This is a genomic window from Klebsiella sp. CTHL.F3a (assembly GCF_019890895.1).
Lineage (GTDB): Bacteria > Pseudomonadota > Gammaproteobacteria > Enterobacterales > Enterobacteriaceae > Klebsiella > Klebsiella grimontii.
Map to the genome: position 1 here is coordinate 2,205,269 of NZ_CP082360.1, position 15,657 is coordinate 2,220,925.

The window sequence follows — 15,657 nt, forward strand, 5'->3', positions numbered from 1 at the left end:
ACTATTGCACAACTCTATGTTATGTATGGCTTTCCAGCAGGTGTGCAGACAAATTTCCATCGCTGCGTAAGAAATCTTTCCCAGAACATTTTTTGGCTTTTAAAATTAGGTTAAAACCCGGTAATATGTGGGAGATAAGCTATCAGTAGCGTTATCCCTAATTCTGGAGAATATTCCTTTGATCAACGTCCTTCTTGTTGATGACCACGAACTGGTGCGCGCAGGGATACGACGCATTCTGGAAGATATAAAAGGGATTAAAGTTGCCGGCGAGGCCTGCTGCGGTGAAGATGCCGTGAAATGGTGCCGCGCGAATCCCGTAGATGTAGTCCTGATGGATATGAACATGCCGGGTATCGGCGGCCTCGAGGCTACGCGAAAAATTGCCCGTTCCGTTGCTGATGCCAAAGTGATTATGCTTACCGTGCATACGGAAAACCCGCTGCCGGCAAAAGTGATGCAGGCCGGTGCTGCTGGCTACCTTAGTAAAGGCGCCGCGCCGCAGGAGGTCGTGAATGCAATTCGCTGCGTGGCATCGGGCCAGCGTTACATCGCCTCTGATATCGCCCAGCAGATGGCTCTCAGCCAGATCGAACCGGAAAAGGCGGAGTCGCCGTTTGCCAGTTTGTCTGAGCGAGAATTGCAGATTATGCTAATGATTACCAAAGGTCAGAAGGTCAACGAGATCTCAGAGCAGTTGAATCTGAGTCCGAAGACCGTGAACAGCTACCGTTACCGCATGTTCAGTAAATTGAATATTCATGGTGACGTGGAGCTGACGCACCTGGCAATTCGCCATGGCCTGTGCAATGCGGAGTCGTTAGCAAGTCAGTGAGTGATGTTTTTGACGCAAAAGCTTTCCTGAAAACAGTGACCAGCCAGCCGGGCGTCTATCGGATGTATGATGCTGGCGGTACTGTCATCTATGTAGGCAAAGCGAAAGACCTGAAAAAGCGGCTTAGCAGCTATTTCCGTAGCAACCTGGCTTCGCGTAAAACCGAAGCGCTGGTGGCGCTTATCGCCCAGATAGACGTCACGGTGACCCACACCGAGACGGAAGCGCTGCTGCTTGAGCACAACTACATCAAACTATACCAGCCGCGTTACAACGTGCTGCTGCGCGATGATAAATCCTATCCCTTTATTTTCCTTAGCGGCGATACGCATCCTCGCCTGGCGACGCATCGCGGGGCGAAGCACGCTAAAGGTGAATATTTTGGCCCATTCCCTAACGGTTACGCGGTTCGCGAAACGTTAGCGTTGCTGCAAAAAATCTTCCCCATCCGCCAATGCGAGAACAGCGTCTATCGCAACCGTTCTCGGCCGTGCCTGCAGTACCAAATTGGCCGCTGTCTGGGGCCGTGCGTCGCCGGACTGGTGAGCGAGGAAGAGTATGCCCAGCAGGTCGACTACGTGCGTCTGTTCCTTGCGGGTAAAGACGATCAGGTGCTGACCCAGCTGATTGCCCGTATGGAAAAAGCGAGTCAGGCGCTGGAGTTTGAAGAGGCGGCGCGGATCCGCGACCAGATTCAGGCCGTACGCCGGGTAACGGAGAAGCAGTTCGTCTCCAATACCGGGGACGATCTGGACGTTATCGGCGTGGCGTTTGATGCTGGAATGGCGTGCGTCCACGTGCTTTTTATACGCCAGGGGAAAGTTCTTGGTAGCCGCAGCTATTTCCCTAAAGTGCCCAATGGCACCGAGCTGGGTGAAGTGGTGGAAACGTTTGTCGGGCAGTTCTATTTACAGGGCAGCCAGATGCGTACGCTACCGGGCGAAATCCTGTTGGATTTTAACCTCGGCGACAAAACCCTGCTGGCGGATTCGCTCTCGGAACTGGCCGGGAGGCGGGTTAACGTACAGACTAAACCCCGCGGCGATCGCGCCCGCTACCTGAAGCTGGCGCGAACTAACGCCGCGACCGCGCTGACCACCAAACTTTCCCAGCATTCGACGATTACCCAACGCCTGCGGGCGCTGGCGACATTGCTCAAGCTTCCTGCCGTCAACCGGATGGAATGCTTTGATATCAGCCATACGATGGGTGAACAAACGGTTGCGTCATGCGTGGTTTTTGATAGCAACGGACCGCTACGAGCGGAGTATCGCCGCTACAATATCACCGGCATCACGCCGGGAGATGATTATGCGGCGATGAACCAGGTTCTGCGTCGTCGTTACGGCAAGGCAATAGAAGAGAATAAAATCCCCGATGTCATTCTGATCGACGGCGGTAAAGGCCAGCTTGGGCAGGCGAAAGCGGTTTTTGCCGAACTTGATGTGCCGTGGGATAAAAATCATCCTCTACTATTGGGCGTGGCAAAAGGCAGCGATCGTAAAGCAGGGCTGGAGACGTTATTCTTCGAACCAGAAGGCGAGGGTTTTAGCCTGCCGCCGGATTCTCCCGCGCTGCATGTGATTCAGCATATTCGCGACGAGTCGCACGATCATGCCATTACCGGTCACCGTAAGAAACGGGCAAAAGTAAAAAGCACCAGCACGCTGGAAACCATTGAGGGCGTCGGACCCAAACGCCGACAGATGCTGCTGAAATATATGGGCGGTCTGCAGGGGTTGCAGAAAGCCAGCGTCGAAGAAATTGCGCAAGTACCGGGTATATCTCACGGTCTGGCAGAAAAGATCTTCTACTCGTTGAAACATTAGGGGCTCTGTAGCAACATAGGGCTAATTTTTACTTACAACAGATAGTTACCCGTTACTATGCAATTTAATATCCCTACATTGCTTACCCTGTTTCGCGTCATTCTTATTCCTTTCTTTGTACTGGCGTTTTACCTGCCGTTTACCTGGGCGCCTTTTGCCTGCGCGCTGATTTTCTTTGTTGCCGCCGTGACCGACTGGTTCGATGGTTACCTGGCGCGTCGCTGGAATCAGAGCACCCGTTTCGGTGCCTTTCTCGATCCGGTTGCCGATAAAGTTATGGTTGCCATTGCGATGGTCCTGGTTGCCGAGCATTATCATACCTGGTGGGTGACGTTACCGGCCGCCACGATGATCGCTCGTGAAATTATTATCTCCGCACTGCGCGAGTGGATGGCTGAACTGGGCAAGCGCAGCAGCGTTGCGGTATCCTGGATAGGCAAAGTAAAGACCACCGCGCAAATGGCGGCGCTGGTGTGGATGCTGTGGCGGCCAAATATCTGGGTCGAGTGGGCGGGAATTGGTCTGTTTCTCGTGGCGGCAGTGCTGACGCTATGGTCTATGCTGCAATATTTGAACGCGGCGCGCGGCGATTTGCTTGATCAGTGATCGTTTCGGCGCAATTTTCAGCAAACAACACAAGGTTTTAAAAAATATCGTTGACTCATTGCGCCAGGTAAGTAGAATGCAACGCATCGAACGGCAGCACAGTCTGGCAGACGATAACAAAATCAAGTAATTAGCAAATTAGCTTGATGATGCGGGAATAGCTCAGTTGGTAGAGCACGACCTTGCCAAGGTCGGGGTCGCGAGTTCGAGTCTCGTTTCCCGCTCCAGTTTAGAACATCGGCAGTTGCGGGTGTTAAAGCATTAAGGCGCGTTAGCAAAGCGGTTATGTAGCGGATTGCAAATCCGTCTAGTCCGGTTCGACTCCGGAACGCGCCTCCAATTTCTATCCCGAGCCCGGATGGTGGAATCGGTAGACACAAGGGATTTAAAATCCCTCGGCGTTCGCGCTGTGCGGGTTCAAGTCCCGCTCCGGGTACCATTGGGATAAAGCAGAATAATCAAAGCAATAAGCAGTGTCGTGAAACCACCTACGGGTGGTTTTTTTGTTTTTCCACCATGTCCCTTTAGTCCCTCAACGTCACCTCACTCTATTTTGTCATAGGACAAAACAAATTTCTGTTGCTACTATTTGCCAGCACTCGATCATTATCTCAATAAGTGGGGATGAAATGTTTACTGGCCTTTGCGCTTTTCCTCTGACTCCGTTCAATCATCACGTCGTTGATGAAACCGCTTTTGCTCGCATTGTTACTCATCTCGTTGACGCTGCTGTCGATTCGCTCGGCGTGCTCGGCTCGACAGGAAGCTACGCATACCTCAGCCGTGAGCAGAGAATGCAGGTTGTCCGACAGGCAAAATCGCATGCCGGCTCGGTGCCGCTGATGGTAGGGATCGGGGCGGTGGGAACCGATCAGGTTCTTCGTCTGGCAGACGATGCCCAGCGGGCAGGTGCGAACGCGCTACTCCTGCCGGTGATGGCTTATCAGCCCCTGTCAGATGAGGAAATTTTAACTTTTTACCAGACCGTTTGTCGCCATGTCTCAGTACCCGTTTGCGTTTACGACAATCCAGTTACTACCCATATTTCTCTGTCCGATGAGCTCAAAAGCGCGATAGCCGCGCTGCCGGGAATTGCCTCAATTAAAATACCCGGACCTGCCAGCCATGAAGTCGCGCAACGTGTGCAGAGCCTGCGGCGACAGCTCCCGGACGGGGTGTCTATTGGAATTAGCGGAGACGCCTGTGCGGCCGATGGGCTGAACGCCGGCTGTGCGGTATGGTATTCCGTATGCGGCGGACTTTTTCCGAACGTTGCCCAAGAGATAGTGGCAGCCGCGACGCGGGGCGAGGCCCAGCGGGCGATGGCGATAAGCGCCAGGCTGGAGCCGCTGTGGATGCTGTTCCGCAAGCATGGCGGAAGCCTGCGGGTCATTGCCGCCGCAGCGACGATCCTCGGTATTTGCGCTGAGGATTGCTTACCGCGCCCGCTGTTACCGCTCTCGCCGGAGGCCTTTAGCGAGATTGCTGAGACGCTGCGCAGCCTGAACCTTCAGTAGCCGGGTGGTTTTCTCTCGCTATTTCCGCTACTGTAAGCGCCATTTTTTACGACGATGAGCCTGTTTATGAAAACTGGACCCCTGAACGAAAGCGAAGTTGAATGGCTGGATGATATCCTGTCGAAATACGCGGTTGAAGGCACCATCATGGACGTTGCCGAGCTTGATGGGCTGCTGACGGCCATTCTCTCCGGGCCGACGGAGATTGAGCCTGCGCAGTGGCTGATGGCTATCTGGGGCGGAGCGGATAACGTGCCGCGCTGGGCCAACGATCGCGAACGGGATCGTTTTGTGAACCTGACGCTGCAGCAAATGAGCGATATTGCCGAGCGTTTAAGCGATTATCCCGATCAGTTCGAGCCGATGTTTGGCAGCCGGGAAGAGGAAGGGCAGGAGCTTACGATTGTTGAAGAGTGGTGCTTCGGCTATATGCGCGGAGTAGGATTGAGCGACTGGTCCGCGCTGCCGGCTGCGCTGCAGCCGGAGTTGGACGTCATCGCCCTGCACGGTACCGAGGAGCGATTCGAGGCGCTTGATGAATTATCCGGCGAAGCGTTTATTGCCAGCGTTGAGCGAATTCGTCCTGCGGCCCTGGCGCTATACAACTACTGGACTGAGCACGCGCAACCGGCGGAAGTTCAGCAGCCCATCAGAAATGAGGCGAAGATTGGGCGCAACGATCCTTGCCCGTGCGGTAGCGGTAAGAAATACAAGCAGTGCTGTTTAGTGAAATAAAAGAAGGGGGCTAAATCGGCCCCTTCTTTTTTTACCCCACCGCGGGCAGCAGGCCTGCGACAATCGCAAACTGAATCGCGACAATGCCGATTCCGCATAGTAGAACAAGCCATAGCGCGGGAGAACCGCCCGCCACTCGCCATGCGGCAATGGGGTGCTGCTGACGGCTCTTCATGACCAGCAGCGAAGGCAGCATGAGCGCGAGCACGGCCAGCGCGACGCCCGCGTAACCTAACGCCATCACGAAGCCGCGTGGATAAAATAGCGCGAAGGCCAGAGGGGGCAAAAAGGTAATCAGACCGCTCTGTATCCGTCCTGCGGCGCTGTTCTGGCGTTGAAACAGATCGGCCAGATAGTCGAACAACCCAAGTGCCACGCCGAGGAACGACGTCGCCAGCGCCAGATCGGCAAACAAATGTACCGCCAGTTCAACGTGCGCAGAGGCAACCACTTCACGGATCGCTTCCAGCAGGCCATTAAGCCCGGCATTTTTTGCCAGCAGCGCGGTAAATACCGGGGAGTCAATACTGCCAAGCGTCGCTAGCTGCCAGAAAATATAGGCGACCAGGGGAATAAAGCTCCCGATGACAAATACCCGGCGCAGCTTGCGAATATCTCCGCCCAGATAACTCACAATACTGGGTATGCTGCCGTGAAAACCAAAGGAAGTAAAAATCACCGGAATGGCCGAGAGCGCCAGTCCCTGCTGTAGTGGCAGAGTCAGCAGATTTATCTGGTGAATATGCGGCAGGAGAAGAGCCAGCATAATGGCGAGAAAGATAATTTTTGCGCTGAATAAAAAGCGGTTAAAAAGATCGACCAGCGAGGTCCCGATGCACACTACCGTTCCGCCGATCCCGGTAAAAATCAGGACACCTGCCGCGGGAGGCAGGCGCCAGTCCAGCCACTGATTGAGGCTTGAAGCCAGCAGCTCGCCAGCGCCGCTGATATAGGCAGCGGTGAGCGCGTACAGCAGAAACAGCATGCAAAAACCGGTGGCCCACTGCCCGTAACGCCCCAGATAGCGAGCCGCCAGCGAACCCAGCCCCATATCCGCCGGCACGTGTTGATACACTTCCAGCAGCAGTAAAGCGGTGTAACACATCAGCGCCCACAGCGTTATCAGCAAACCTAACGTGACGCCGAAACCGACGCCCGCTGATGCCAACGGCATTGCTAACATCCCGGCGCCGATGGTGGTGCCGGCAACGATTAAAATACTACCCAGAGTGCGGTTCTTCACGCTTTTCTCTATCCATCACGGAATACACAATAAATTATGCCGCGCAGAGTATGTGAAATCAGTGAGTTCGTCAAATGAGGGTTACAGATGGTGTAATGATAAATTTACAATCTCAAAGGGGTTGCGCTAAAGCTGCGCTGGCGCAATAACCTGCCGCTGCGGCTGGTTTACTCTTCGGTGTTTACGGGAGGGGTTATGCCATCAATACATGGTCACGAAGTGCTGCAAATGATGATTTCATCAGGCGAGTCTTATACTGTTGCAACGCTGGAAGCGGCGATTATCGTCCGTTTCGGGAAAGAGGCTCGATTCCATACCTGCTCGGCGGAAAATCTGAGCGCGGCGGAGCTGGTGGCGTTTTTGCAGAAAAAAGGCAAGTTTATTGCCGCTGATGAAGGCTTTAATACGCACGAAAGTAAAATTTGCCGTCATTAATCTGGCAGCGAGCGCTGAGCCTCGCTGCCGTATTTATTAATTTTGCGTATCGAGCGTTGCCAACTCTTTATCAATAAAATACAGGCCTTCGCCGCTTTTGCCGGCGAGGGACAGTTTATCAATAACGGATTTAAACAGTTTTTCTTCTTCGTGCTGTTCAGCAACGTACCACTGCAGGAAATTAAATGTTGGATAATCCTGACTGGTCATCGCCGCATGGGCCAGTTCGTTAATTTTCTGCGTAATCAACTGTTCATGTTCATAGGTCGCGCGAAACAGCTCATCCAGAGAGGTATATTCTGCAACCGGCGAAGCTATAGCGGTGATGCTGGGCAGGCTACCGGTATCGGTCAGGTAGTCGAACAGGCGCTGCATATGGGTCATCTCTTCCTGTGCGTGGCGGCGCAGAAACGCGGCGGCGCCTTCAAAACTGTGGTAGCTGCACCAGGCGCTCATTTGCTGATAAAGCAGAGAAGAATAAAGTTCAAGGTTCATCTGCGCATTCAGCTTATCGATCATTTCAGTTTTTAGCATCAGGCTGCTCCGGGAAAATAGAGTTAAGGATTATTGTGCGCTCACTATAATTTGTTATTAATTTATTTGTAAAAAGTAAATTAATAAAATTATTTATTAATAATGCAAATGGGAATAACACGCATTGGCGATTTAAAAATAATGAGAATGGTTTTAATTTAATATTTCATGTGAAAAAACGGCGAGCCAAATTTAGCGGTAAAAATAGACGCGCCCGGCGGCCGCGGCCGGATTCCTATGACGCGGATAAGTGTGGGGGACGCCTTACCGCCAGGGGATGGAAGTCAAAAGTGTGAGGCGAGATGCAGTTTCTAAAACAACTTTTCATAAAATTTGAAAGTATGTTCGTAAGGTAGTATTGTTCTTAGCAACGCTAACGAACTATCGCGGGAGTATCCGCACAGCATTCAGGAGAGTAAAGCATGAAAATCGCACTGATGATGGAAAACAGCCAGGCGAACAAAAACGCCATCATCCTCAATGAATTAAACGCCGTTGCTGATGAGAAAGGTTTCCCGGTTTACAACGTCGGGATGAGCGATGAAAACGACCATCACCTGACCTATATCCATCTGGGTATCATGGCCAGCATCTTGCTGAATTCGAAAGCGGTCGACTTTGTCGTGACCGGCTGCGGCACGGGCCAGGGCGCGCTGATGTCGCTGAATATTCACCCGGGCGTGGTTTGCGGCTACTGCATCGATCCTGCGGATGCCTTCCTGTTTGCGCAGATCAACAACGGTAACGCGCTTTCTCTGCCGTTTGCGAAAGGGTTTGGCTGGGGCGCAGAGCTGAACGTCCGCTTTATCTTTGAAAAGGCCTTCACCGGCCGTAATGGCGAAGGCTATCCGCCGGAGCGTAAAGAGCCTCAGGTGCGTAACGCCGGGATCCTGAACACGGTCAAAGCTGCGGTTGTTAAGGAGAACTACCTGGATACGCTGCGCGCCATCGATCCGGAGCTGGTAAAAACTGCCGTTTCTGGCCCTCGTTTCCAGCAGTGTTTCTTTGAGAACTGCCAGGATAAAGAGATCGAAGCGTTCGTTCGCCAGATCGTCGGTTAATATCCGGTCAGTATGAAATTTGCCAGGCCAGCGCTGCTGGCCTTTTCTTTCATTATTTCTTTTTGTTCGACACGCTGCTACCCGCCTCTCTGTTCAGATGCAGGCTATCAATCATTCCTACCAGGCAAATCAGCGCAATAAAAATAAACGACAGGCGGAAGCTGATGCCCGGCAGATGAGAAAGCATAAACCAGTCGTTCAACGCTTCCCCAAGACGAATACCAATCGCGCCGAGCGTGATCCCAAGCCCAACGGCCAGCTGTGAAGCGGTGCTGAACAGGGTATTGGCATAGCTCATTTGCGTGGCAGGTACATCGGCAAACGCGAGCGTGCTGATGCCGGTAAACTGGATAGAACGGAAGACCCCGCCGAGATAGAGAATCACAACGATCAGCCAAACCGGCGTTTGCGGGGTTAAAAAGGCGCAGGCCAGCAGCGACAAAACGTTTAATGCGCCGTTAATCAGCAACAGTCGGCGAAAGCCCAACCAGCGGATCAGCGGCGTTGTGAGGGGCTTGATGGTTAAGTTGCCGACAAACACGGCCAGCACCAGCAGCCCCGAGTGGAAAGGGTCCATACCAAATCCGACCTGGAACAGCAGCGGCAGCAGAAACGGCACGGCGCTAATGGAAGCGCGGAACAGGGAACCGCCGTACATGGTGACCCTGAAGGTGGGGATCTGTAGGGCATCAAGGCGCACCATTGGCCACGCGGTTCGACGGAAATGCCGCAGCGAGAAGAGCATGCAGCCAAGGCCTAACGCCAGCAGCGCCAGGGTCTGCCAGCCCAGAGGCTGGCGCTCGCCGAGAAGCTCCATGGCGGCAACCAGGCTAACCATCGCCACCGAGGTGGCAAGAAAGCCCGACAGATCGAAAGGGCGTCGCTCATCTTCGCGAATATTGGGAATGATGCGCAACGACAGGGCGATAGCGATAAGCCCGAGCGGAACGTTAATAAAGAATATCCAGTGCCAGCTGGCGTAGCGGGTAATAAATCCGCCCAGCGGCGGGCCAATAATTGGCGCGACCAGCGCCGGCCAGGTCAGGGTAGCAATCGCCTTAATCAGCTGATGCTTCGGTGTGGTACGCAGCACCGCCAGCCGGCCAACGGGTACCATCAGCGCGCCGCCTACCCCTTGAAGAATGCGCATCGCGACGAACACATCAACATCGGTCGACAGCCCGCAAAACACCGAAGCCAGGGTAAATATCGCCAGCGCCAGAGTAAAGATTTTCCGCGCGCCGAAACGATCGGCGATCCAGCCGCTGGCCGGTATCAGGACCGCAAGGGTAATAAGATAGGCGCTAATCCCGATATTGAGGTCGACCGCTGTCACGCCAAAATCTTTCGCCATGTCGGGCAGGGCGGTGGCAATCACCGTGCCGTCGAGAAACTCCATAAAAAACGCGCCAGCCACCAGCAGCGCAGGTGCTGAAAAAGAACGTTCATCCCTGGAAGAGGTGTTTGTACTCATTATTGTGTCGCTGCCATAGCAAAGAGAGCGCAGACTTGTCCGGAGCGTTCACCGCTTAACTCTCCGATTTCGCTCAATGTTGTTTAATAATTAAATTATTTTTGTAAAAAATGGGTGATTTATCGCACGTTCTGATTGATTTTTGTGATGTGAGTCATATTATAGCCGTAAAGACATTAACACCTGCATAACAAAAAATGGAGTCAACCATGAAGCTGCGCAAAATCCTGAAAAGCATGTTTGAAAACTACTGTAAAACCTTCAAAGACGTACCGCCTGGCGGTATGTTCTGATAAAAAACCTGCTGCGGCAGGTTTTTTTATCTTTCACGATTTAGGTTACTATTACGCTCCTGAAAAAAGGAGTGAAAAATGTCTCAACATCTTACCGAACACGACGAGCTGGTCTCTGACGTGGTTGCCTGCCAGTTAGTCATCAAACAGATCCTCGATGTCATTGATATTATCGCCCCTGTCGAGGTGCGCGAAAAAATGACCACCCAACTGAAAGCGATCGATTTTGCCAGCCACCCGGCGTCGGCTGACCCGGTGACCCTGCGGGCGGTACAAAAGGCCATCGCGCTGATTGAACTGAAATTCACCCCGCAGGAAGAAGCGCACTAGCTGCGTCAGCCCCGTCATCATTGTGATAGCGGGGCGTTATAACGGTTTAGTGGGATACTGCGGTTTGAATGGCGCCTTCCTGCGTGTCTTTAAACAGCTTGCTGTTGCCCCAGCACTCTTCGTAGCGATGGCCGACTAAATCTTCCACGATAAGGCGAACGTCCGGCGCGATATCGCCAATCTTACCACCTGCCTTAATGCGCGCGACTTCCTGCAATACCACCAGGTGCGCCTTGCGATCGAGTTTCATCTGCTTACTGAACACAATGGCTGCCAGCGCCAGCAGAATCACGCCCGCGCAGAACACCACCGCAATCGCAGTGACCGCGCTTTCAGGCTGCGTATGCGCCTTCGACTGGAATCCGTAGAAGCTGAGGATCGCCCCCATGGAAAAGACGATGATAGAGCGCAAAATTTTACCGGAGAAGGTCATGGCTCCCGCATAGATCCCTTCGCGGCGACGGCCGGTATAGATTTCATCGACATCCGCCAAAAAGGTGTAAACGGTCCAGGGAATATAGTACACGCCGCCAGTGCCCAGGCCGAAGAGTACGGTAATACCAAACATCAGGATGGTGGCCAGATGTGCTGGCAGATGGAAGAACCACAGCGAGGTGTAGAGCAGAACGGCAAAAATAACCACGCTCAGCGCCAGAATATACGGTTTACTGAAACCTTTCTTCACGCAAAGGCCAATAAACAGGGCGGTTGATACCAGCTGCAGGATGGAGTTCAGACTGTTGAGCCCGGCCACCATCGCCGGATCGTGCTGCAGCACGAAGATAACGAAGTAAGTGAAGATCGAGGCAAAAAGCCACTCGGCACCGAAGCCGCAGAGATACATGCCCAGGTGTTTGCGGAATACGCGCAGGTAAAATGTTGAGCGCATATCTTTCGCCAGCATGAGCAGAGTATTGAACAGCCCCTTTTTCTCTCCCTTGCTTATCTCCTCTTCGCGGGGACGCTCCCAGCTGCAGTACCACAGGCAGGAGATGGCCACGATAAGAATAACGCCGTAGGTCAGCCCGGTGAGAAAAAACGGGGTGGCGGATTCTTTACCATACAGGAGGATGAATTGTCCGGGGATAAATGCCGCGAGAAAGTTGGCCAGTTTGCCGAAAATCGCTTTGTAACCGGTCAGTTTCGAACGCAGTGAGAAATCGTCAGTCATTTCGGTCGCCAATGTTTCATAGGGGACCATAATCGATGTATATATGATTTCAAAGACGACGTAGGTGCACAGGTAGTACCAGAAACCGAGGCCTTCTACCCACAGCAGCGGGTAGAACATCATCAGCGGAATGCCAATCAATAAAAAGAAGCGGCGACGACCGAAGCGTTTACCCAGCCGCGTTTTGCCAAAGTTATCGGTGAGATAACCCATAAGCGGGTTACTAATCGCGTCAATAATACTGGCGACGGAAAAGATAAAGGAGGCTTCGATCAGCGTCAGCCCGCAGAAGGTTGTATAAAAATAGAGCAGCCATGCGCCGCTGATCGCCAGTGCGCCGCTTCCCAGTAAATTCCCGCCGCCGTAGGCTAACTGATGGCGTAACAAAATCGGTCTTCCCTGCAGCCCCTGCGGGGCTGAAGCCGTATATCTTGCCATTAAAATAAACTCCGTGTTTTAAATTTTTGAAACACTGTTTTTATATTATTAACTCGTAGCTTTAAACGTGATCCAGATCACCAATGCCTTGCTAATTCCACCGGCTGAGCGGGAATGAGATCTGGTTAAAACTTTTTAATGCTTTTCAGGAATAAAAAGCGGCGCCGAAGCGCCGAAAAAGATGGTGAGCAGGGGAGGTAGGATAAAGCGAGTGCGGGTGTGAACAGGTGACATATCCCCGGCAGTATGGGGTTAACCTCGCTGGTTGCTGACCAGACCGAGCAGGTGACGATCGGTTTGTTGTTCGCTGGCCCCGACTTTTTGCGCATGGCGTACTTCGTCAAGAATCGTCTCCAGCAGCATGCCATCCTGATTCTGTTGTTCCGCAAGCAGGGTCAGAAAGCGTAGGGTTGGCGCATCGCTTTGTGTCTTCGCCTCCTCAGCCAGGCCGGAGAGTATGCTGCTGCGCTGCTGATAATCTTCGACGGTTTTGCTAAAGAGATCTTCCAGGGACGAACATTCAGTGCTGTAGGTTCCTTCCGCTTTCACAACGGGCCAGGCGCCTGATTTTTTCATAAAATCAAAGACCCGCATCATCTGCGTTATGCTGGCTTGCGCTCGGTTACGGAGAAAAGTGGCGGTACCGTTCAACCGGTGCTGAGTACACCATTCGCTCAAATGTAGATATAAATTTGAGGTATGGAACTCAAGATTCATCTGGTTATTCAGCTTTTGAACCATTCCTGGAACGACCATATAAATATCCTTATTCTCTTTGGAGGGGCTGGCGTCATGTCCTGACGCATCTGTATCAGGGCTGCGTAGAAATTATTGGACCCATGAAGATAGCTCTGAATAATAATATTCAGTCTTCCTGCATACGCCTGTCTATTAAATTTCTTATCTCAAGGGATATAGAATAGCGCTATATCTCAATTGAGAAAACTCTCAATGCATGATATTTACATTTAGTTACAGCATCGGTAGATATCTTTATATAATGATTTTTTGTCAGGTAAAACGCTAAGGTTTTAGCAGAATATTTAAATTTATCTGGATGATTTTATGTATTTTTATCTCGATCGATAATTAATTAATAGTAGTGCTAATTATGTTAATGAAATTGCGTTTTAAAAATAGTGATTAATAGTTCTTTTTTGTGATAGCCTGCGAGTAAGAAAATCAGCGGGGTCGTTTGGTCTCATGTAACAAAGAGCAGATGATGACGTTAATTTAAAAAACGCTGTGTTTGTAAACACATTATTGCTACCAGGCTATCAGAAGGAGACGGAAATGAAAAAAGTTGCGGTGCTGCTGGCGCCGGGTTTTGAGGAAGGCGAAGCGATTGTGGTCATTGATATTCTTCGTCGCTTGCACCTCGATGTTGAACTACTCGCCTGCGCCGAGTCGCGCGCGGTGGTGAGCTACCATAATATCCCCATGGTGGCGGACAGCACGCTAACGGAACGCGCCGGCACGCTATACGACGCGGTGGTTCTGCCTGGCGGTCCGCAGGGAAGCGTGAATCTGGCCGCCAGTCGGGACGTCGTGACGTTTATCTCGGCCCACGATAAAGCGGGAAAGCTGATCTGCCCAATCTGTTCGGCGGCCGCGAGAGTCCTCGGCGGCAACGGTCTGCTGAAGGGGCGTCGCTACGTCTGTTCGGGAGAGTTATGGCAAGACGTCTCCGACGGCGAGTACGTTGACCAGGCGGTGGTGGAAGACGGGAATTTGATCAGTGGTAAAGGGTTAGGGCACGTATTTGATTTTTCGTTCACCGTCGCCGCCCGTTTATTGGGGGACGAGGCGCCTGTTCGCCTTCATGCGGAGCACATTTATTGCCAATGGCGATCTCTCCAGGGATAACTCTGCTGATGATATAGAGAATATTGCTACGGCCTGCGCTAATTGTCTGACAATTAGCGCTTTTTTTATGTCTTTTTTCGCTGTTTATATGTACGCAATTACTGTAATTCCGCGATGTGATTGGGCTCTCGTATGGAGAAATAATTTCCGGTTAATACTATTTAAACAACGGCACTCATGGTTGACATTTTCCTAATGCCTTGTTTTTCGTCCGATAAAAATTTTAAGTCATATTTTTCCCTACATAAAAGCGAATTAAAGCTGGAGTTTACCATGCACAAATTTACTAAAGCGCTGGCGGCGATTGGTCTTGCCGCAGTTATGTCACAATCAGCTATGGCTGAGACGCTTAAGCTGGGTTTTCTGGTGAAACAGCCTGAAGAGCCATGGTTTCAAACAGAGTGGAAATTTGCCGATAAGGCCGGTAAAGATTTAGGTTTCGATGTGATTAAAATCGCGGTTCCCGACGGCGAAAAAACCCTTAACGCGATTGATAGCCTGGCAGCCAGCGGAGCCAAGGGCTTCGTCATTTGCACCCCGGACCCGAAACTCGGGGCGGCTATTGTCGCCAAAGCACGCGGCTATGATATGAAAGTAATTACCGTCGATGACCAGTTCGTCAACGCCAAAGGCAAACCGATGGACAGCGTACCGCTGGTAATGATGGCGGCCAGCGAAATCGGCGCGCGTCAGGGGCAGGAGCTCTATAAAGAGATGCAAAAACGCGGTTGGGATGTAAAAGACACAGCGGTTATGGCTATCACTGCCGATGAGTTGGATACCGCCCGCCGCCGTACCACCGGATCTATTGATGCGCTGAAAGCCGCCGGTTTCCCGGAGCAACAAATCTATCGCGTACCAACCAAATCTAACGACATCCCCGGCGCCTTTGACGCCGGTAACTCCATGCTGGTTCAACATCCTAATGTTAAGCACTGGCTTATCGTCGGCATGAACGACAATACCGTGCTGGGCGGCGTGCGCGCGACCGAAGGCCAGGGCTTTAAAGCCCCTGACGTTATCGGTATCGGTATTAACGGCGTTGATGCGGTGAACGAGCTTTCTAAAGCACAGGCCACCGGTTTCTACGGCTCTCTGCTACCAAGCCCGGATATTCACGGCTATAAAACCAGCGAGATGCTTTACAACTGGGTAACGAAAGACGTTGAACCGCCGAAATTCACCGCGGTAACCGACGTGGTGCTGATTACCCGCGACAACTTTAAAGAAGAGCTGGCGAAAAAAGGGCTGTAAGGCCGGTTGACCGGGCCTCTCGCAGTGCGCGAGGGG

Annotated in this window: 16 protein-coding genes and 3 tRNA genes; 14 read left to right on the forward strand and 5 right to left on the reverse strand. The window is 52.2% G+C overall.

Going from position 1 to position 15,657, the window contains the following annotated elements:
• The first annotated feature begins 178 nt into the window (after nt 1–178).
• From uvrY to K7H21_RS10410, 8 genes are all read left to right on the forward strand, one after another.
• Nucleotides 179–835, forward strand: a complete 657-nt coding sequence (gene uvrY / locus K7H21_RS10375; protein ID WP_004122102.1) for a UvrY/SirA/GacA family response regulator transcription factor — start codon at nt 179–181, stop codon at nt 833–835.
• Nucleotides 832–2,664: an excinuclease ABC subunit UvrC gene (uvrC, locus tag K7H21_RS10380; RefSeq protein ID WP_004122101.1), complete on the forward strand. Its 1,833-nt coding sequence runs from the start codon at nt 832–834 to the stop codon at nt 2,662–2,664. Before uvrY ends, uvrC begins: the two co-directional genes overlap by 4 nt.
• A gap of 57 nt (nt 2,665–2,721) precedes the next feature.
• Complete coding sequence (pgsA, locus tag K7H21_RS10385) at nt 2,722–3,270, forward strand: CDP-diacylglycerol--glycerol-3-phosphate 3-phosphatidyltransferase (RefSeq protein ID WP_004122100.1); 549 nt, start codon at nt 2,722–2,724, stop codon at nt 3,268–3,270.
• A 151-nt stretch (nt 3,271–3,421) separates the two neighbouring features.
• Nucleotides 3,422–3,497, forward strand: a tRNA-Gly gene (locus K7H21_RS10390).
• A gap of 38 nt (nt 3,498–3,535) precedes the next feature.
• Nucleotides 3,536–3,609: transfer RNA gene (locus K7H21_RS10395), tRNA-Cys, on the forward strand.
• A 13-nt stretch (nt 3,610–3,622) separates the two neighbouring features.
• Nucleotides 3,623–3,709: transfer RNA gene (locus K7H21_RS10400), tRNA-Leu, on the forward strand.
• Between the two features lie 190 nt (nt 3,710–3,899).
• Nucleotides 3,900–4,787: a dihydrodipicolinate synthase family protein gene (locus K7H21_RS10405; RefSeq protein WP_004122098.1), complete on the forward strand. Its 888-nt coding sequence runs from the start codon at nt 3,900–3,902 to the stop codon at nt 4,785–4,787.
• A 66-nt stretch (nt 4,788–4,853) separates the two neighbouring features.
• A complete protein-coding gene (locus tag K7H21_RS10410) occupies nt 4,854–5,522 on the forward strand; it encodes a YecA/YgfB family protein (protein ID WP_223035757.1) in 669 nt (222 codons plus the stop codon).
• A 31-nt stretch (nt 5,523–5,553) separates the two neighbouring features.
• On the opposite strand, the gene tyrP is transcribed toward K7H21_RS10410, so the two are convergent.
• Nucleotides 5,554–6,765 carry a tyrosine transporter TyrP gene (tyrP, locus tag K7H21_RS10415; RefSeq protein WP_223035758.1) on the reverse strand — a complete coding sequence of 404 codons (1,212 nt, stop codon included), beginning with the start codon at nt 6,763–6,765 and terminating at the stop codon, nt 5,554–5,556.
• A gap of 195 nt (nt 6,766–6,960) precedes the next feature.
• Between tyrP and K7H21_RS10420 the strand changes: the two genes are divergently transcribed.
• On the forward strand, nt 6,961–7,200 hold the full coding sequence (locus tag K7H21_RS10420; RefSeq protein ID WP_004122091.1) for a YecH family metal-binding protein: 240 nt from the start codon (nt 6,961–6,963) through the stop codon (nt 7,198–7,200).
• Between the two features lie 36 nt (nt 7,201–7,236).
• On the opposite strand, the gene ftnA is transcribed toward K7H21_RS10420, so the two are convergent.
• Nucleotides 7,237–7,734: a non-heme ferritin gene (gene ftnA, locus K7H21_RS10425; protein WP_004122089.1), complete on the reverse strand. Its 498-nt coding sequence runs from the start codon at nt 7,732–7,734 to the stop codon at nt 7,237–7,239.
• A 422-nt stretch (nt 7,735–8,156) separates the two neighbouring features.
• Here ftnA and K7H21_RS10430 point away from each other — a divergent pair, with 422 nt between their 5' ends.
• Nucleotides 8,157–8,795, forward strand: coding sequence for an RpiB/LacA/LacB family sugar-phosphate isomerase (locus K7H21_RS10430; RefSeq protein ID WP_004122087.1), 639 nt, complete (start codon nt 8,157–8,159; stop codon nt 8,793–8,795).
• Nucleotides 8,796–8,847: 52 nt separating this feature from the next.
• Here the strand turns inward: K7H21_RS10430 and K7H21_RS10435 are convergent, their stop codons facing one another.
• On the reverse strand, nt 8,848–10,269 hold the full coding sequence (locus K7H21_RS10435) for an MFS transporter (protein WP_223035759.1): 1,422 nt from the start codon (nt 10,267–10,269) through the stop codon (nt 8,848–8,850).
• A 209-nt stretch (nt 10,270–10,478) separates the two neighbouring features.
• Between K7H21_RS10435 and azuC the strand changes: the two genes are divergently transcribed.
• Entirely contained in the window at nt 10,479–10,562 is an 84-nt protein-coding gene (azuC, locus tag K7H21_RS10440; RefSeq protein WP_004136622.1) for a stress response protein AzuC, read from the forward strand.
• Between the two features lie 78 nt (nt 10,563–10,640).
• Complete coding sequence (locus tag K7H21_RS10445; protein ID WP_004103438.1) at nt 10,641–10,892, forward strand: DUF2766 family protein; 252 nt, start codon at nt 10,641–10,643, stop codon at nt 10,890–10,892.
• A gap of 46 nt (nt 10,893–10,938) precedes the next feature.
• Here the strand turns inward: K7H21_RS10445 and K7H21_RS10450 are convergent, their stop codons facing one another.
• Together K7H21_RS10450 and K7H21_RS10455 are read right to left on the reverse strand one after the other, a co-directional pair.
• Nucleotides 10,939–12,450 carry an MFS transporter gene (locus K7H21_RS10450; protein ID WP_170100604.1) on the reverse strand — a complete coding sequence of 504 codons (1,512 nt, stop codon included), beginning with the start codon at nt 12,448–12,450 and terminating at the stop codon, nt 10,939–10,941.
• Nucleotides 12,451–12,753: 303 nt separating this feature from the next.
• Nucleotides 12,754–13,257, reverse strand: a complete 504-nt coding sequence (locus tag K7H21_RS10455) for a non-heme ferritin-like protein (RefSeq protein ID WP_142446680.1) — start codon at nt 13,255–13,257, stop codon at nt 12,754–12,756.
• A 537-nt stretch (nt 13,258–13,794) separates the two neighbouring features.
• Between K7H21_RS10455 and K7H21_RS10460 the strand changes: the two genes are divergently transcribed.
• On the forward strand, nt 13,795–14,367 hold the full coding sequence (locus K7H21_RS10460; RefSeq protein ID WP_004122083.1) for a DJ-1/PfpI family protein: 573 nt from the start codon (nt 13,795–13,797) through the stop codon (nt 14,365–14,367).
• Nucleotides 14,368–14,640: 273 nt separating this feature from the next.
• On the forward strand, nt 14,641–15,621 hold the full coding sequence (locus K7H21_RS10465; protein ID WP_024359886.1) for an arabinose ABC transporter substrate-binding protein: 981 nt from the start codon (nt 14,641–14,643) through the stop codon (nt 15,619–15,621).
• Nucleotides 15,622–15,657 lie beyond the last annotated feature (36 nt).